Source organism: Flavobacterium suncheonense GH29-5 = DSM 17707 (assembly GCF_000430025.1).
In the GTDB taxonomy this organism is placed as follows: domain Bacteria; phylum Bacteroidota; class Bacteroidia; order Flavobacteriales; family Flavobacteriaceae; genus Flavobacterium; species Flavobacterium suncheonense.
Genome location: NZ_AUCZ01000004.1, coordinates 282,861 through 299,294, shown reverse-complemented (window position 1 = coordinate 299,294; position 16,434 = coordinate 282,861). Strand labels below are relative to the sequence as shown.

General features: G+C 38.9%; 20 protein-coding genes. 8 read left to right on the top strand and 12 right to left on the bottom strand.

Annotated features, from left to right (window positions below; translation table 11 throughout):
* The first annotated feature begins 16 nt into the window (after positions 1-16).
* The 5 genes from G498_RS0103780 to G498_RS0103760 all read left to right on the top strand — a co-directional run bounded on the left by G498_RS0103780 (position 17) and on the right by G498_RS0103760 (position 4,917).
* Positions 17-1,813 carry an acyl-CoA dehydrogenase family protein gene (locus tag G498_RS0103780; protein WP_026979934.1) on the top strand — a complete coding sequence of 599 codons (1,797 nt, stop codon included), beginning with the start codon at positions 17-19 and terminating at the stop codon, positions 1,811-1,813.
* Between the two features lie 130 nt (positions 1,814-1,943).
* The gene (locus tag G498_RS0103775; protein WP_026979933.1) at positions 1,944-2,471 is read left to right on the top strand and encodes a superoxide dismutase family protein; all 528 of its coding nucleotides are present in this window, start codon (positions 1,944-1,946) and stop codon (positions 2,469-2,471) included.
* 16 nt (positions 2,472-2,487) lie between these two features.
* The gene (locus G498_RS0103770) at positions 2,488-3,057 is read left to right on the top strand and encodes a hypothetical protein (RefSeq protein ID WP_026979932.1); all 570 of its coding nucleotides are present in this window, start codon (positions 2,488-2,490) and stop codon (positions 3,055-3,057) included.
* Between the two features lie 12 nt (positions 3,058-3,069).
* Positions 3,070-3,639: a YdeI/OmpD-associated family protein gene (locus tag G498_RS0103765; RefSeq protein WP_026979931.1), complete on the top strand. Its 570-nt coding sequence runs from the start codon at positions 3,070-3,072 to the stop codon at positions 3,637-3,639.
* 72 nt (positions 3,640-3,711) lie between these two features.
* Positions 3,712-4,917, top strand: coding sequence for an LETM1-related biofilm-associated protein (locus G498_RS0103760; protein WP_026979930.1), 1,206 nt, complete (start codon positions 3,712-3,714; stop codon positions 4,915-4,917).
* 39 nt (positions 4,918-4,956) lie between these two features.
* On the opposite strand, the gene can is transcribed toward G498_RS0103760, so the two are convergent.
* From can to G498_RS0103740, 4 genes are all read right to left on the bottom strand, one after another.
* Entirely contained in the window at positions 4,957-5,592 is a 636-nt protein-coding gene (can, locus tag G498_RS0103755; RefSeq protein ID WP_026979929.1) for a carbonate dehydratase, read from the bottom strand.
* Positions 5,593-5,678: 86 nt separating this feature from the next.
* A complete protein-coding gene (locus G498_RS0103750; protein ID WP_026979928.1) occupies positions 5,679-7,343 on the bottom strand; it encodes a SulP family inorganic anion transporter in 1,665 nt (554 codons plus the stop codon).
* A 72-nt stretch (positions 7,344-7,415) separates the two neighbouring features.
* Positions 7,416-7,700: a hypothetical protein gene (locus G498_RS0103745; protein ID WP_026979927.1), complete on the bottom strand. Its 285-nt coding sequence runs from the start codon at positions 7,698-7,700 to the stop codon at positions 7,416-7,418.
* Positions 7,701-7,781: 81 nt separating this feature from the next.
* On the bottom strand, positions 7,782-8,261 hold the full coding sequence (locus G498_RS0103740) for a Dps family protein (protein WP_026979926.1): 480 nt from the start codon (positions 8,259-8,261) through the stop codon (positions 7,782-7,784).
* Positions 8,262-8,368: 107 nt separating this feature from the next.
* Here G498_RS0103740 and G498_RS0103735 point away from each other — a divergent pair, with 107 nt between their 5' ends.
* Positions 8,369-9,310 carry a LysR substrate-binding domain-containing protein gene (locus G498_RS0103735; RefSeq protein WP_026979925.1) on the top strand — a complete coding sequence of 314 codons (942 nt, stop codon included), beginning with the start codon at positions 8,369-8,371 and terminating at the stop codon, positions 9,308-9,310.
* Positions 9,311-9,366: 56 nt separating this feature from the next.
* Here the strand turns inward: G498_RS0103735 and G498_RS15945 are convergent, their stop codons facing one another.
* From G498_RS15945 to G498_RS0103710, 5 genes are all read right to left on the bottom strand, one after another.
* Positions 9,367-9,567: a hypothetical protein gene (locus tag G498_RS15945; protein ID WP_026979924.1), complete on the bottom strand. Its 201-nt coding sequence runs from the start codon at positions 9,565-9,567 to the stop codon at positions 9,367-9,369.
* A gap of 208 nt (positions 9,568-9,775) precedes the next feature.
* A complete protein-coding gene (locus G498_RS0103725; protein ID WP_026979923.1) occupies positions 9,776-9,973 on the bottom strand; it encodes a hypothetical protein in 198 nt (65 codons plus the stop codon).
* A gap of 132 nt (positions 9,974-10,105) precedes the next feature.
* A complete protein-coding gene (mnmD, locus tag G498_RS0103720; RefSeq protein WP_026979922.1) occupies positions 10,106-10,774 on the bottom strand; it encodes a tRNA (5-methylaminomethyl-2-thiouridine)(34)-methyltransferase MnmD in 669 nt (222 codons plus the stop codon).
* 6 nt (positions 10,775-10,780) lie between these two features.
* Positions 10,781-11,224, bottom strand: coding sequence for a hypothetical protein (locus tag G498_RS0103715; RefSeq protein WP_026979921.1), 444 nt, complete (start codon positions 11,222-11,224; stop codon positions 10,781-10,783).
* Positions 11,225-11,233: 9 nt separating this feature from the next.
* Positions 11,234-11,731 (bottom strand): DUF4920 domain-containing protein, encoded by a 498-nt coding sequence (locus G498_RS0103710; protein ID WP_026979920.1) that lies wholly within the window; start codon positions 11,729-11,731, stop codon positions 11,234-11,236.
* A 309-nt stretch (positions 11,732-12,040) separates the two neighbouring features.
* Between G498_RS0103710 and G498_RS0103705 the strand changes: the two genes are divergently transcribed.
* A complete protein-coding gene (locus G498_RS0103705; RefSeq protein WP_026979919.1) occupies positions 12,041-13,108 on the top strand; it encodes a branched-chain amino acid aminotransferase in 1,068 nt (355 codons plus the stop codon).
* Positions 13,109-13,213: 105 nt separating this feature from the next.
* Here G498_RS0103705 and G498_RS0103700 read toward each other — a convergent pair whose 3' ends face one another.
* On the bottom strand, positions 13,214-13,597 hold the full coding sequence (locus tag G498_RS0103700; RefSeq protein ID WP_026979918.1) for a pyrophosphohydrolase domain-containing protein: 384 nt from the start codon (positions 13,595-13,597) through the stop codon (positions 13,214-13,216).
* Positions 13,598-13,896: 299 nt separating this feature from the next.
* On the opposite strand from G498_RS0103700, the gene G498_RS14625 reads away from it, so the two are divergent.
* Entirely contained in the window at positions 13,897-14,976 is a 1,080-nt protein-coding gene (locus G498_RS14625) for an SRPBCC family protein (RefSeq protein ID WP_051269691.1), read from the top strand.
* A gap of 51 nt (positions 14,977-15,027) precedes the next feature.
* On the opposite strand, the gene G498_RS0103685 is transcribed toward G498_RS14625, so the two are convergent.
* Positions 15,028-15,747 carry a tRNA threonylcarbamoyladenosine dehydratase gene (locus G498_RS0103685; RefSeq protein WP_026979916.1) on the bottom strand — a complete coding sequence of 240 codons (720 nt, stop codon included), beginning with the start codon at positions 15,745-15,747 and terminating at the stop codon, positions 15,028-15,030.
* Between the two features lie 50 nt (positions 15,748-15,797).
* Positions 15,798-16,433: a TatD family hydrolase gene (locus tag G498_RS0103680; protein WP_026979915.1), complete on the bottom strand. Its 636-nt coding sequence runs from the start codon at positions 16,431-16,433 to the stop codon at positions 15,798-15,800.
* Position 16,434 lies beyond the last annotated feature (1 nt).

The window sequence follows — 16,434 nt, the reverse complement described above, 5'->3', positions numbered from 1 at the left end:
CAAAATATTTTAAGTTATGGAAGATATTACAAGAGGTGGACAGTTTTTGGTTAAGGAAACAAAATGCGAAAACGTTTTCACACCTGAAGATTTCAACGAAGAGCAAATCATGATGCGCGATTCTGTTAAAGAATTCGTAGACAAAGAATTATGGGCTCACAAAGATAAATTTGAGAAAAAAGATTACGCTTACACCGAAGAGTGTATGAAAAAAGCCGGAGAACTTGGTTTCTTAGGCGTAGCCGTTCCGGAAGAATACGGCGGTTTGGGCATGGGCTTCGTAAACACGATGTTAACCTGCGACTACATTTCCGGCGCAACAGGTTCGTTTTCAACAGCTTTCGGTGCGCATACCGGAATTGGAACCATGCCAATCACTTTGTACGGTACGGAAGAACAAAAGAAAAAATACGTTCCGAAATTGGCTTCGGGAGAATGGTTCGGTTCGTACTGTTTAACGGAACCTGGCGCTGGTTCTGATGCTAATTCAGGAAAAACCAAAGCGGAACTTTCTGCAGACGGTAAAACCTACAAAATCAACGGACAGAAAATGTGGATTTCCAACGCAGGTTTCTGTCACTTAATGATTGTTTTCGCCAGAATTGAAGACGATAAAAACATCACCGGTTTCATCGTGGAATACGATCCGGCCAATCCAAACGGAATCACGCTTGGTGAGGAAGAACACAAATTGGGAATCCGCTCCTCTTCTACCCGTCAGGTTTTCTTCAACGACACCATTGTTCCGGTAGAAAACATGTTAGCGGGTCGCGGTGAAGGTTTCAAAATCGCTATGAACGCTTTGAATGTGGGCCGTATCAAATTAGCGGCTGCTTGTCTGGACGCTCAGAGAAGAACCATTTCCGGAGCCGTGAAATATGCTAACGAGAGAATGCAGTTCAACACGCCTATTGCCAATTTCGGTGCCATCCGTGCTAAATTAGCTGAAATGGCAGCTTCAGCATATGCAGGTGAAAGTGCTTCGTACCGTGCCGGAGGAAGTATTGAGGAAAGAATCAACGCCCGTGTTGCGGAAGGAAATTCGCATCAGGAAGCGGAATTAAAAGGAGTTGAAGAATTCGCCATCGAATGTTCTATCTTAAAAGTAGCGGTTTCTGAAGACATCCAAAACTGTTCCGACGAAGGTATCCAAATCTTCGGTGGTATGGGATTCTCGGAAGATACCCCGATGGAATCCGCCTGGAGAGATGCCCGTATTGCCCGTATTTACGAAGGCACGAATGAAATTAACCGTATGCTTTCCGTAGGAATGTTAATCAAAAAAGCCATGAAAGGCCATGTGGATTTATTAGGTCCTGCGATGAAAGTTGCAGAAGAATTAATGGGAATTCCGTCTTTCGACACTCCGGATTATTCCGAATTATTTGCAGAAGAAAAAGAATTAATCGGAAAACTGAAAAAAGCCTTCTTAATGGTTGCCGGTTCGGCTGTACAGAAATACGGTCCGGATTTAGAAGCACATCAACAGTTGTTAATGGCAGCTGCCGATATGTTAATCGAAATCTACATGGCGGAATCTGCAATTTTAAGAACTGAAAAATTAGCTAAATCCAAAGGAGAAGCTAATGTAAAAGAACAAATCGCAATGGCGCAATTGTACTTATACCACGCCGTTGACATCATCGCACAGAAAGGAAAAGAAGGAATCGTTTCTTTTGCCGAAGGCGACGAACAACGCATGATGTTAATGGGATTGCGCCGTTTTACAAAATACACAAATATGCCTAATGTAGTAGCGTTACGTGAAACCATCGCTGCCAAATTAGTAGCAGAGAACGCTTATTGCTTTTAACAGATGCAATAAAATTTTGGTTTAGTTTGTTTAAAAGCCGCTCTTGCAGTAAAATGTGGGGGCGGTTTTTTATGTTTTTTTAACAGACAAATTGTGTAAAATTTCTGTAAATTTGAAAGAAAAAGGAATCATGAAAAAAACCATCTTATTTGCATGCGGAATAATCGCCTTAACAACGGTTGGTTGTAAAACAAAAACCGAAAACAAACCAAATGAATTAAAAATAGCCTTAGAACCAAAAAGCGGAACCACAACTTCCGGAACGGTTGTGTTTTCAGAAAAAGGCGGCAAAGTGACTTTTACAGCTAACATTTCAGGGTTAACTCCGGGAGTTCACGCCATCCACATCCATGAAAAATCAGATTGTTCTGCAGCAGATGCGACTTCAGCAGGCGGGCATTGGAATCCCACATTCAAAAAACACGGCAAATGGGGTTCTGATGAATATCATAAAGGCGATATCGGAAACTTCACGGCAGATGCCAACGGAAACGGAAAAATCACTTTAACCACAGACGAATGGTGCATTGGCTGTGGGGATGAAACCAAAGACGTTTTAGGAAAAGCCATTATTGTCCATCAAGGGCAAGACGATTTTACAACGCAACCTACCGGAAATGCGGGTGGTCGTGTAGCCTGTACGGCGATTATCAAATAAATATTGTAACTGTGCAATGGTAACCAAAGAAGAACTTGAAAAACGATATGCTGAATTATCCAACAAGGAACTGTTAGACATAATAGAAAACAAATTCAGCTATACCGAATTGGCAATTGCTGTCGCTTTAGAAGAAATTTCAAAAAGAAAACTTGATGAAGATGACATTAAAGCCTATAAAAACACGAAAATAAAAGAATTCAATACTTTTATTCAGAAGAATATAGTTAATGACCTGTCTTTCTTTCAGAAATTAATCTTTTTCTTTATATGGTTACCGTTCCTGAATTTTCCGTTACGACGAAATTTTTATGAGGATGGCTATGTTTTAAAACTAAAACAAGCTTGTTATTATTCCTGGACGGGCTTTATCTTTTGTATACTTGCTTCAATTATCGACTCTAATTTCTTTGACAAAGAAAAAATTATATTGTTGATTATATGGATGTTAAGTTTTATTATCGCCTACTTTTTTGATGAGCGTTTTAACAGACAAAATCAGATTGCTAAACTGCAACGATATTATTCAAATCCGGAAAGCGATGAAGAAATTATGGATGATGAGGAAAATCAAACACTTCCATGAAAATAAAGTATTTTGAAAGAAAAAGAACTTCATTATTTCAAAAATGCTGAAGAATGGCGCAACTGGTTACATGAAAACCACAACACTTCAAAAGGAATCGAACTGATTTTTTATAAAGTCGGAAGTGAATCCGAAAGCATGCGGTGGGAAGAAGCTGTTCAGGTAGCACTTTGCTACGGCTGGATTGATTCTACCGTCCGAAAAATTGATGAAGAACGCCGTAAACAAGTTTTCGGTCCCAGAAAAGACAAAAGTGTCTGGAGCAAAGTCAACAAAAACTACATCGAAAAACTGATTGCCGAAAATCTGATGCACGAAAGCGGTTTGAAAAAAATTGAAATAGCCAAACAAAACGGCTCCTGGAATTCCCTGGATCATGTGGAAGATTTGGTTATTCCGGAAGATTTGCAGAAAGCGTTCAATAAGAATAAAAAAGCCTTTGAGAACTTTTTAAACTTCAGTTTTTCCTATCGCAAAAGCTATTTGTATTGGCTGAATCATGCCAAACGCGAAGAAACCCGTAAAACGCGCATAGCCGAAATCGTAAAACTTTGTGCGGCCAACCTGAAATCCCGCCAATAATTACCGAAAACTTACCGCTAAACTTGTATCTGAAACGGAAAATAATTTAGCTTTGCAGTATAATTGAGCGAGATGATTAACCCTTCAACAAACGGATGGATTGACAAATTCTTTTTGCAGCAACAACCTCTGCCGTTGCCTGTTGTTATCTATTCGAAGGAGTTTTATCTGAACGTTCGCCACACCGGTTTTATTTACGGACACACGGTCGAATTCGACACAGACAAACCCATCAATACCAAAGGCTGGACAACGCAGGAAATCACCAAAGTTGCTTTGCTTAATACGCTTTACGGCGTTTTTGGTCTGATTACACACGACGGCAATCCGAAAGATTTTATCGAAAAAGCCAACGGATTTTACAAACAGATGAACCCGGAAGGTTTTAACCTACTGAAGAAAATGTTGCCGGAAGCCTCAGCCAGTCATCGCCTGGAAGAAATGATTGACGAACGCGTGCAGACAAACGACAACATCATTAGCAAGAACTTTTCACATATCCTGACCAATGCCCTGCTTTTTATGGATGTTCTGGCATTTCGACAATATCTTTTGCACAAGGAAATTCCGGTCAATTATCTGAAAAAACTGGAAGAGACGATTATCAGTATTGTTTCGTTGGCGCTGAAAACCAAAACGGTAAAATCCAATTACGACGATTTGCTCATTAAATTGTTTGAATCATCAGTTCGGTATTCCAAATTCTCTAAAATTAATGTTGAGAATATTGAAATGCTTGAATTAGAGTATTTTGCCTCAAATCTGGAGAAAAATTACCTTTTGGATATGGCCGGTATGGCAATGTGGAGTGACGGTATTCTGGAACAGAAAGAAAGCGATTTCCTTTTCAAACTATCTGATTTACTGGAAATTGACAGAGGTTACGCCATCCAAAGCATTGAATCGATTGACGATTTCATCCACAAATACAAACAGGAAATCCCGTATTTCAAATATTCGAATCCGGTAAAACATTTTTACGATCAGACGACGCAGAACGTCCAGATTTTGCTTACCCGGAACAAAAACCGTCTGGTAAAAGAAATCATGGAAAGCGGTGAACTGATGAAACTTATCGCCTACTCCACCCAACGCGATTTGTCGGATAAGGAGAAAAAGAAAATGAAAAAACAGTTGCTGGACATCTGCAAAAGCATTCCGTCGTTAACCATTTTCCTGTTACCCGGAGGCGGCTTGCTGTTACCGATTCTGATAAAATTCATCCCGCAGCTTTTACCGTCTGCTTTTAATGAAAATTTAGATATTGATACAGAATAAAAAAATCCGCTGAAAAAGCGGATTTTTTTATTTAAAACTTTAGAATTTCAATTGGTACACTTCGTCAAGCTGATCATTGGAATTGATGTTTACATTCAGATCGGTTACGTAGCCGGAATTCAATCCGTAAACCCAACCGTGCAGGCTTAACTCCTGACCTAATCTCCAGGCATTCTGAACAATGGAAGTTTTGGCTAAATCGAAAACCTGTTCTTTTACGTTCAGCTCCACAAACTTGTTAAAGCGTTCTTTCTCATCCAGAATAGAATCCAGATACAATTTATGATGTCTGTAAACATCTTTAATATGACGGATCCAGTTGTCGATAATACCGATAGAATCATTCCCCATAGCGGCTTTCACACCACCACAACCGTAATGTCCGCAAACGATAATATGTTTGATTTTCAAGGCATTTACGGCATAATCCAGCACACTCAGCATATTCATGTCTGTGTGAATTACCATGTTGGCAATGTTGCGGTGCACAAAAACTTCGCCCGGTGCTGCTCCGATAATTTCGTTAGCCGGTACACGACTGTCAGAACAGCCAATCCACAAAAGCGGCGGTTCCTGACCTTTGGCCAAATCCTTAAAATAGTCCTTATCAATGGCCAGTTTTTCTTCTACCCACTTTTTATTGTTGTCTAATATTTTTTTATAAAAATCACTCATTACCATAATTTTACTTGTTGTATTGTCAGTCAATTTAACAATCCCAACAAGTGGCGAATTTACGTTAAATTGACGAATGTTACTATTTAATTTGCTGTTAGTTCCTCAATAGCTTCTTTATGTGAGGAAATCGAATTAGTTCTGTACTTAATCAGGGCATCGTGTTCCAGAAATACGTGGTTGTTTTCATAGTTCGTATTGTCCAGTTCATAAGCTTCCTTGAAACCGATTAACGTCACATCGATATGCTTCTCGACGGCATTAATCTGTTTGAATTCTTTAATTAAATCGATGACGTCGTGCGCAATGTACACAGTATCCGAAGCATTGATAATCACATTGGAATTTTCCGGAAGATTGTTCAGCGTCAATTTGATAGCGGCTTTATTTAAGAACGAAACTTCCTGAGCCAAATCGATGTGGATGATGTCGCCGTCCTCGTACTCTTCTTTGCGGAAATAGTAAGCGCGTTTCAGATTTCCTCTTAAAACGAAAATAATACTGATGATCATTCCTAACGCCACGCCTTTTAACAAATCGAGGAAAACCACTGCTAAAAGTGTTGCCGCAAAAGGAATAAACTGATATTTTCCTTTGTGCCAGAAGTGCATAATTGTTGACGGTTTGGCCAATTTGTATCCGACCAGCAACAATACTGCGGCTAAAGTTGCCAACGGTATTTTGTTCAGAATGACAGGAATAACCAATACACTAACCAAAAGTAATGCCCCATGAACAATGGCCGACATTTTTGTTTTGGCTCCGGCATTTACATTCGCTGAGGTACGCACCACAACCGAAGTCATTGGCAAACCGCCTAAAAGCGAACTTACAATGTTACCGATTCCCTGTGCACGTAATTCGTTATTGGTGTCGGTGAAGCGTTTCTGCGGATCCAAACGGTCGGCGGCTTCAATACACAACAAACTTTCAATCGAAGCTACAATCGCAATCGTTAACCCCACTATCCAAACCTTAGGATTGGTTATGGCGGTAAAATCCGGAAGTACTAAAATGTTCTGAAAATCTTCTAACGAGGTCGGAACCGGTAAAGCAACCAAATGTTCCTTTGCAATGGCTAACGGACTTCCGCTTGCAATAAATAATTCATTCAGAATTACGCCCACTGTTACAGCCACCAAAGCACCCGGAATCAGTTTTAATTTTTTCAGGAAAGGAACTTTATCCCAGGCAATTAAAATGGCTAGCGAAATAAGCGTGATGATGATTGCTCCCAACTGAACGTAATCCAAAGCACCTAATAAAGTGGAAAAAGTATTGCTGCCATCAGCTTGCGCAAAAGCTATATCTCCTTCATAATCTGCATCATAGCCAACGGCGTGGGGCAACTGTTTCAGGATGATAATGACTCCGATACCGGCTAACATTCCTTCAATTACATTGTTGGGAAAATAATTCGAAATGCTTCCCGCTTTAACAAAACCTAAAATAAGCTGAAGAATCCCGGCCAGCAATACAGCTGTCAGAAAAATATTAAAAGCGCCAAATTCTGTAATGGCGGTTAATACGATGGCTGTTAAACCCGCGGCAGGACCGGAAACACTTACGTGGGATTTACTCAGATATCCCACAACAATTCCGCCAACGACACCTGCGATAATTCCGGAAAATAAAGGCGCTCCGGAAGCCATGGCAATACCTAAACACAAAGGCAATGCCACAAGGAAGACCACCAAACCCGATGCAAAATCCGATTTGAGGTGACCAAAAATATTTGTTTTTTTTGTCATAATCCGATAAAATATAATACAATAAACCTGTTGAAACTCCAGGAATTTCAACGCAATTAAAGTCTTGATGTATTATACCAGTTCGGGAGGCGGGGAGAAAATCTCTTCAGAAACGTTGTCGTGTTTCTGTTCGTTTTCTGTATTAATAACTGTAGATTTTTGAAGAGAAGGCACCATCGGAATTTGAAGTATTTCTCCGATGTTCATGGGAATTTCTTTCACTTCTTTGTGAATTTCCTCTTCCGAATATGTGTAAACAACAGAAGTATCTACACTTTCTTCCAAAACACTGATAATCGTTGGTGTTGCCAGGAAAGTGATAAAAAGAAACAATACTATGTTTACCAGAAATTTCATGTTGCGAAAATAGACATTTAAAAAACAGCCTGAAAACTTATTATGATTATTTTAATAGCTCTCAGGCCATTTTTATCAGTTTTATATTTCTTCTTCCATCCAGGCTTTCATCATCCACATGGTTTTTTCCTGCTCGGAGATAAAGTCGCTCATCATGGAATTGGTTCCTTCGTCTTCAATATCAGCCGCTTGCTTCAAAATTACGCGTTCGATTTTTAGCAATTCTGTTAAGGAAGCGATGATAAGCTGAATGGCTTCTTCATCGTTAGAAATGTTTTTCCCGACTTTAATCTTTTTGTTTTTGATGTAATCCTCGAATGTATGCAACGGTGTTCCGCCAAGCGTCAGGATTCGTTCGGCCACTAAATCTATTTTCAGCTGACTGTCGTTGTACAATTCCTCGAATTTCAGATGCAAATCGAAGAAACGTCTTCCTCTGATATTCCAATGTAATCCTCTGAGGTTCTGATAATATACCTGAAAATTGGCTAAAAGTATATTCAATTCGGCAGCTAAAACCTGTGCTTGTTTAACCGGTAATCCTAAACTGTTTGTTTTCATCTGAGTAGCATTTAATCGTTAATGTTTTACAAAATTATTGATTTTTAAACCGCAAGAGTATAATTATAATCGATTGATTTTATATTTTTATCGAAAATTCCTATACAATGACCATTACACAATTATATTACGTTTTAGCGGTGGCTGAACATAAAAATTTCACTTTAGCAGCCGAAAAGTGTTTTGTTACCCAACCTACGTTAAGCATGCAGATTCAAAAGCTGGAGGAAGAACTTGATATTCAGATTTTTGACCGCAGCAAGAAACCGATTCAGCTAACCGAAATCGGCGAAAAAATTGTGGAACAGGCCCGGAGCATCGTTAACGAATCCGACCGGATAAAAGATATTGTGGATCAGCAGAAAGGGTATTTTGGCGGTGATTTCAAAATAGGCATCATTCCGACAGTCATGCCGACATTGCTCCCGATGTTTCTGAATAACTTCGTAAAAAAGTACCCGAAAATCAATTTGATTATTGAAGAACTTACGACGGACGAAATCATCAAACGACTAAAAAACGGCCAGTTGGATGCGGCTATTGCAGCTACGCCTTTGGAGGAAGATTCCATTAAAGAAGTGGTTTTGTATTATGAGCCGTTTGTTGGTTATTTTCCTGAAAATCATCCCAATTACCATAAAACCGAAATTGAAATTGATGATCTGGATCTGGAAAATGTGCTGTTACTGCAGGACGGACATTGCTTCAGAGACGGAATTCTGAACCTGTGCAAAAACGCCAACCAAATTCGCAGCAATCACTTTCAGATAGAAAGCGGCAGTTTTGAAACATTGGTAAAACTTGCCGATGAAGGATTGGGCTTTACCTTACTGCCCTACCTGCACACTTTAGATTTAAAAGAGAAAGACAAACTGAAACTAAGACATTTTAAAGAACCGAGGCCGGCAAGAGAAGTCAGCCTAATTTTTCCGAAAAAAGAACTCAAACTGCACATTATTGATGCATTGAGAAGTACCATATCAGGCGTTGTAAAAGGTGCCATTGCTTTTCACAACGTTCAGATTATCAGTCCGCTGCAAAAAAAATAAAGGAACCGGTTGGTTCCTTTATTTTTGGTTGGTTAGTTAGTTAATACTTACTTTGGTTAAGCTTCACTCAAGACTGATAAACAGGGCTTTAATTGTGGTTTCTCCGCTGTAAAATAGAACAACCATTTTGTTAATTGCTCTATTTCATAGGGTAATAAACTCTTAACAGCTTTTTTCAATTCTTTCATGAACAATAAGGGGTCAAAACTCACTCTTTCCAAAACGGATTTCGTGTAATCATAAATCATTCGAGGCATAGTCAATCCAAATTTTAGTTAACTCATTGTAAGAACGTTGAGTAAAATTAAATAAATGATTGTGATAATACAAACAATTTATAACTTTTTTTATCGTTTAACTACTTTTTTAATCGATTAACTGCTAAAAACACCGAAATAATAACGATTTTATTTACATAAATCAAAGTTGTTAAAATAAAAAAAGGAGCGCTTGGCTCCTAATAAATTATTGATTGATGTAAATTAAACATTGTCTTAACTCAGGTTTTTCTTTTGTAAAACTTAAAAGCCATTCCGTTAATTGTTCCAATTCATAAGGAAGAAGAATCTTAACTGCTTTTTCCAACTCTTTACAAAATAGTTTTGGGTCGAAACTTACTCTTTCTAAAATAGACTTAGTGTAAGCATACATAACTCTTGGCATAGTTGTTAACTTTATTTTGAATGATTAATCTAGTGGAGAACGTGTGATAAATTTATAAAAAAAATATCAGATTACACAATTATGTTTACAGAATTTAAGATAAAAAAATACTTGTCAAACTTTTTTAACACATTATGTTATTATTTTTTCAGCCCTGAGCATTTCGCGTTTCCCGGGAGGCCCGGCCAATTTTCTGGTTGTGAAACCTGCTTCCTGCATCGCTCTTTTAATAGGACCTCTGCAGGCATAAGTAACCAATATGCCGTTAGGTTTTAACGCTACAAACATTTTCCTGAAAATTTCCACCGACCAGAGTTCCGGCTGATACTGAAAACCGAATGCGTCAAAGTAAATCAAATCAAAGCGGTTTTCATCGCTTATTTCGTTAAAGTATTGTTGTCTTTTTGTTAAACTGAAATGGTCCGAAATAGTTGTACTCACACCCCATTCCGAAGTATGCATCAATTCAAACTGAGCAACATACTGATTTGCTTCGAGTTGCGTTACATAATTGAGTTTTTCGGCTTCTTCTTTTAAAATAGGATACGCTTCAACACCGACATAATCAATTTTAAGCTGTCGTTTTTCCGCTTCCAAAAAGGTTATGAAAGCATTTAAACCGGTTCCGAAGCCAATCTCTAAAACAGCAACGGACTGTTCTTTGAAAAGTGACAGTCCGTTTTGTATGAATACGTGTTTGGCTTCCTGAATGGCACCGTGACGGGAATGATAGGTTTCCCCCCAGTCTTCCACTATCAAAGAAGAAGAACCGTCTGCCGTTTGGATAATCTTGCGTTTCACGATTTTTTATTCAATATAAAGTTTTTTAATTCTCGGAATGGGTCCGCCGCATTTTACTTCGTGACATTTGATACAGGCATCCACGCCGTTATTAAAATGTTTCTTTGCATTTGCGGGATCTTTATAAATCAGTTCCTGAGCTTTGATAAAATTAGCCGCCTGTTCTTTGAAAAAAGCGTCGTTTTCCTGCTTGTCCGTCATCACGGCACTGTGTATTCTCATGAAATGTGACGGAAACTGCCCAATGGTATCACCGGCTTTAATGCGCTCTTTCAGACGTTGATTGTCTACATACATCTGTTCCATCAAAGCGGCCATTTCAGACATTTCATACATCTCAAACTGCTTTTCTTCTTTGACAGCAGTGGTCTCTTCTCCTTTATTTTCTTCCTTCTTACCGCAAGAAAAAGTCAGGACAGCAGTGACCAAAAAAACGAATACCTTTTTCATTACTTTTCATTATTTACTGATTAACACACCGTCAGCCATGAAAGAATACGTGATTTTCGGTTCCGTGATACTGTCAATGGTCGCCTGCGATTTACCGGCATCTTTTGCATAATGCTTTTGTTCTTCAACCGATTCAACGCTTACGAACGCTTTTCCGCTGATAACCGCATCCTGATTGGCAGCATTCATCGGTACAAAAAAAGCATAGTCTTTAAATTTCACAAAGGCTTCTTTTTCTTCTCCTAAATCCATTGTCATCCAGCAACCTTTCTTTTGACAAACCCCGTTAATTTTCGATTTGAATTTCACATTTAGCGTATCTTCTTCCTTCATTTCTTTAAACTTCGCCATCATTTCTGCGCTGGTTAACGCTTCTGTATCGGTAATACTGTCTCCGAAAACGGCGTAGTTTGTTTTTTCGGCAACAGCTTCATTTTTAACTTCTTCCTGCTTTTTGTTACAGCTAAATAAGGCAAGTGTTAAGCCCAAAAGTACAATTCTTTTCATTTTGGTATAGGTTTTACTTTTTTAAAAATGGATTTTCAAAGAAACAAATTTAATTTGAATGTAAATCCGACTTTATACTTTTTTTAATTCGCATAACAAAATCGGAACAAAACAAATTATTTATTGAGAATTCGGAAACAAATTAATAGATATGTAAGTAAATCTGTTATTTTTTCAAAGCGGCACAAATAGGTTGGATTTTTTATTAGATTTGCAATGACACAACTGGTTTTTTATTTAGGTTAAAATAGATTTTTTAAACTGATAATCAACACGTTAATGTTACAGCACATTAATTATTGAATTTAAATGGAATTAACCACATCAAGTAACATTAAAGTAGTTACTGCAAAAGAAAGTAAAATCAATTCAGTTGATTTTGAAAATCTTACGTTCGGAAATGTTTTTACAGACCATATGCTGGTTTGCGACTATCATGACGGCGCCTGGGATCAACCCGTAATCATGCCGTATGAATCTTTCACCATGGATCCTTCATCGCGCGTTTTCCATTACGGACAGGCCATTTTTGAAGGTATGAAAGCTTACAAAGATGACAACGATGATGTATGGTTGTTCCGTCCGGACCAGAATTTTGAACGCTTTAACAAATCGGCGGTTCGTTTGGCAATGCCTGAAGTTCCGGAAGAAGTTTTCTTAGGTGGTTTGCACAAACTACTGGAAGTTGAAAAAGACTGGGTTAAAAAAGGAAAAGGAAACACTTTATATATCCGTCCGTTCATGATAGCTACAGGTCAAGGCGTAATCGCTTCGCCTTCAAACGAATACCGCTTTTGCGTGATTTTATCACCTGCCAAAGCATATTATTCAGGTGAGGTGAAAGTGGTAATTGCAGACCATTACAGCCGTGCAGCCAACGGAGGTATCGGAGCGGCAAAAGCAGCAGGAAACTACTCAGGACAATTTTATCCAACCAAATTAGCCAATGAAAAAGGGTTTCAGCAGGTAATCTGGACCGATGACGCCACTCATACAAAACTGGAGGAAGCAGGAACCATGAACGTTTTCTTCCGCATCAACGATACACTTTACACCGCTCCTACCAGTGAAAGAATTCTGGATGGTGTTACCCGTAAAAGTATCGTAGAATTGGCACCAACCCTAGGCATCAACGTTGAAGTACGTCCGGTTTTGGTTTCAGAAATCGTGGAAGCCGCTAAAAACGGAACTTTAAAAGAAATTTTCGGAGCCGGAACCGCAGCTGTAGTGAACCCGATTGCAGGTTTCTCCTATCAGGACACCTATTATGAATTGCCTAAGCTTGAGAACTCATTCGCCGCAATCATCAAGGAGAAATTAACGAATATCCAACACAAACTGGACACTGATACTTTCGGCTGGACCGTAAAAGTTTAGTTTTCAGTCACAGTTTACAATACAAAAAACTCCTAAAGAAATTTAGGAGTTTTTTTATTAAATTAAAGTGTGATAACACATCCTATCACTTCTCACTTCTCACTTCTACCCCAAAATCGCCTCAAAATTCGGCTTAAAATAATTTGGCCCTTTCATGACTTTACCGTCTTCACGGTAAATCGGTTTCCCGTCTTCGCCTAATTTACTCATGTTGCTGCGCTGAATTTCGTCGAAAACTTCTTCTATTTTATGTTGCAGACCGTGTTCTAAAATAGTTCCGCACAAGATATACAGCATATCGCCCAAAGCATCGGCTATTTCAACGATATCGTCGTTTTGAACCGCTTCCAGGTATTCTTCGTTTTCCTCCTTCATCAGGTTAAAACGCAACATGTTTTTCTGTTCTCCTAAATGTCCTTTGGGTGAAAAACTCACGCCTAAACCAAAGGCTTCGTGGAATTCTTTTACCGAATTGAGTTGTTTTTGCATAGTCTGAAATTTTGTGAGGAAATTAATTAAAAAGAAAATTCAAAAAACTAATTTTGTATAAATTTTCAAACCATGTTTTCAACAGGCCAATTGTATTTTGCCCTTTTTTTCGTAATCGCTTTTGTGAGCGTTATGATTTATGTTTACCGTAAAGATTTGTCGTTACACAGGATTCACTACAAAGGAAGTTTGTGGATTTTGTTCTTCTTTTTGCTTTTTATAGGAATTTTATTCATAATTAAGGCCTATCTCAAGGAATAATATTGTATTTTTGAGAACTTATCATAATTAGTAAAATTATGCGTATCGTAAAATATATATTTCTTTTAATTCTTTTGGCTGCCGTTGCGGTTTCCGTATACATTGCAACGCAGAGCAGTGATTTTGATATTCAGCGAAGTAAAGTAATTGCCATCGACCAGCAGGTTGTATTTAACTATATTGACGAATACCGAAACTGGGAAGACTGGGGACCTTGGGCCGAAGAAGATAAAACCATTCAATACACCTATCCGGGAAAAACTAAAGGAGCCGGCGCATCTTTTTCATGGGTCGGAAAAGAAGGTACCGGAAAAATGAATACCGTTCAGACCACTCAAAACGACAGTATTTTCCAGAAAATTTATTTTGAAGACAGCGATGCCTCCGATATCATCTGGGGATTCCAGAAAGTAAACAGCGGTACCAAAGTAACCTGGCGTATGAAAGGTAAAATGGATTTCATGATGAAAGCCTTCGCCATGTTTAGCGGAGGTGTGGAAAACATGATGGCGCCAATGTTCGAAAAAGGACTGGACAACATCGATAATATTCTCGTTCAAGAACTTAAAAATTACTCCGTAACCGTTAACGGATTAGTTCGCAAATCGGGGGAAAATTACATCAAACAGTCTATCACCTGTAAAATAACTTCCCTGTCAAACAACATGGGAGTACTGATGCGAAACATTACAAAATTCGCCGACGATAATAAAATAACCGTTACAGGATCGCCTTTTGCGATTTATGACACTTATGACGAAGTCCGCGGAATCGTTTCATTCTCCGTTTGCTTACCGATTGAACAGGAAATTTACACTTCGGAAGGCAGCGACATTTCCGGCGGAAGATTTAATTCGTATTTAGCCCTGAAAACCACTCTCAAAGGCGACTACTCACACAGCAAGAAAGCCTGGGATAAAGCATACGCGGAAATTGCCAAAAATCACTGGAAAGAAAACGCATACGGCAAATACATCGAAGTTTACAAAGTCGGAACCAAACAAACGCGCAAACCTTCAGAATGGATTACGGAAATTTATATTCCTATAGTGGAAAAGGCTAAACCCGTTCAGCCGGCAGCCGTAACGTCAAGCGATTCAACAAAAGTTCAACCATAAAAAAAGTCCCGAAAACGGGACTTTTTTGTTTCTGTTATTTTTAGCAATCCATTAATCGTTTTTCAGCAATTGCTTGATTACGGTTTCTGCTGCGTGCAAGCCAAATAAAGCCGGCATCCAGCTGTTTGTTCCGAAGAACGATTTTTTGAAGTTGCTTCCGTCGGTCATTTTTAAACTGCTCTGATCAGGTTTCTCTACTGAAAATACCGCTTTTACGCCACTTGAAATGCCTTCTTTTTTCAATCGTTTACGGATTACTTTCGCCAACGGACAAACATCGGTTTTACTGATATCCCGAACCACCACTTTACTGGCCAGCATCTTCCCGCCGGCACCCATATTGCTTATAATACGCACTCTTTTACGCTTTGCGGCCAAAATCAAATTCAACTTTGGCGTGATGCTGTCAATGCAATCCAAAACGTAATCGAACTCTGGAGTTACCAGTTCGAAAGCTCTTTCCGGCGATAAAAACTCCTGAACGCGTGTTAATTGCAATTCCGGATTAATGTCCATTAAACGGTCACCCACAATTTTCACTTTCGGCTGTCCCACTGTGGAATGCAAAGCCGGCAATTGTCGGTTGATGTTGGTAATATCTACCGTGTCTCCGTCCACAATCGTCATTTTTCCAACGCCTGCACGTGCGATGAATTCCGCTGCAAACGAGCCTACACCGCCCATTCCCACAACCAGAACATTGGAATTCTTTAATTTTTCTAATCCTTCTTTTTTAAATAATAATTCGGCTCTTTCGGTCCATTCTGCCATTTTAAAACATTTTTTGCAGTGCGCTTCCGGTCGAAAAACCGGTCTGACCACTACGGGTTAAAAACTAACTTAAAATTATCTTCGATAATCTGTTCCACATCTTTTTTCTTTATGGATGCGGCTTTTATGTAAACATCTTGGATGCTTTCTTCAATTGTATCGGTTTCCAGAAAAAAACGGTTGTCCGGAACCTGTTCAAAAACCGACGCTAATTCAGGATTTCGCAACAAATACTTCCCAAACGACAGGTAAAAACCATTGTCCAGCAACGATTTGGCCACCTGCCCGTTTTTGGAAAAGCCATGAATTACCATCGGAACTTCAATTTTCAGGCGTTTTTTGATTTCGATGACTTCCTGATACGCGGAAACGCAGTGCAAAATTACAGGTTTTTGGTATTGTATCGCCAAGTGCAATTGTTTTTCGAAAACTTCCGTCTGGATGTCCAAAGGTGTTTCGATTCGTTTGTCTAATCCGCATTCACCTAAAGCCAGGCAGTTCTTCAATTGTAGCTTTTCTTCAATTGTATGCATATGTTCTTCCAAATTATCCAAATCGATGTACCAAGGATGAATTCCAATGGAAAAGAATTTTACATCCTTATCAAATTCATTAGGATACTGATTGACAATTTCCAAGACATTTTCCTGATGGGTACTTTTATGGGTGTGGAGGTTGAATTTCATT

Excerpts from the sequence above, each read along its gene's own strand:
- G498_RS0103780 (WP_026979934.1), top strand. The coding sequence starts at position 17 with ATGGAAGATATTACAAGAGGTGGACAGTTTTTGGTTAAGGAAACAAAA.
- G498_RS0103775 (WP_026979933.1), top strand. The coding sequence starts at position 1,944 with ATGAAAAAAACCATCTTATTTGCATGCGGAATAATCGCCTTAACAACG.
- G498_RS0103770 (WP_026979932.1), top strand. The coding sequence starts at position 2,488 with ATGGTAACCAAAGAAGAACTTGAAAAACGATATGCTGAATTATCCAAC.
- G498_RS0103760 (WP_026979930.1), top strand. The coding sequence starts at position 3,712 with ATGATTAACCCTTCAACAAACGGATGGATTGACAAATTCTTTTTGCAG.
- can (WP_026979929.1), bottom strand. The coding sequence starts at position 5,592 with ATGAGTGATTTTTATAAAAAAATATTAGACAACAATAAAAAGTGGGTA.
- G498_RS0103750 (WP_026979928.1), bottom strand. The coding sequence starts at position 7,343 with ATGACAAAAAAAACAAATATTTTTGGTCACCTCAAATCGGATTTTGCA.
- G498_RS0103745 (WP_026979927.1), bottom strand. The coding sequence starts at position 7,700 with ATGAAATTTCTGGTAAACATAGTATTGTTTCTTTTTATCACTTTCCTG.
- G498_RS0103740 (WP_026979926.1), bottom strand. The coding sequence starts at position 8,261 with ATGAAAACAAACAGTTTAGGATTACCGGTTAAACAAGCACAGGTTTTA.
- G498_RS0103735 (WP_026979925.1), top strand. The coding sequence starts at position 8,369 with ATGACCATTACACAATTATATTACGTTTTAGCGGTGGCTGAACATAAA.
- G498_RS15945 (WP_026979924.1), bottom strand. The coding sequence starts at position 9,567 with ATGCCTCGAATGATTTATGATTACACGAAATCCGTTTTGGAAAGAGTG.
- G498_RS0103725 (WP_026979923.1), bottom strand. The coding sequence starts at position 9,973 with ATGCCAAGAGTTATGTATGCTTACACTAAGTCTATTTTAGAAAGAGTA.
- G498_RS0103715 (WP_026979921.1), bottom strand. The coding sequence starts at position 11,224 with ATGAAAAAGGTATTCGTTTTTTTGGTCACTGCTGTCCTGACTTTTTCT.
- G498_RS0103710 (WP_026979920.1), bottom strand. The coding sequence starts at position 11,731 with ATGAAAAGAATTGTACTTTTGGGCTTAACACTTGCCTTATTTAGCTGT.
- G498_RS0103705 (WP_026979919.1), top strand. The coding sequence starts at position 12,041 with ATGGAATTAACCACATCAAGTAACATTAAAGTAGTTACTGCAAAAGAA.
- G498_RS0103700 (WP_026979918.1), bottom strand. The coding sequence starts at position 13,597 with ATGCAAAAACAACTCAATTCGGTAAAAGAATTCCACGAAGCCTTTGGT.
- G498_RS14625 (WP_051269691.1), top strand. The coding sequence starts at position 13,897 with ATGCGTATCGTAAAATATATATTTCTTTTAATTCTTTTGGCTGCCGTT.
- G498_RS0103685 (WP_026979916.1), bottom strand. The coding sequence starts at position 15,747 with ATGGCAGAATGGACCGAAAGAGCCGAATTATTATTTAAAAAAGAAGGA.
- G498_RS0103680 (WP_026979915.1), bottom strand. The coding sequence starts at position 16,433 with ATGAAATTCAACCTCCACACCCATAAAAGTACCCATCAGGAAAATGTC.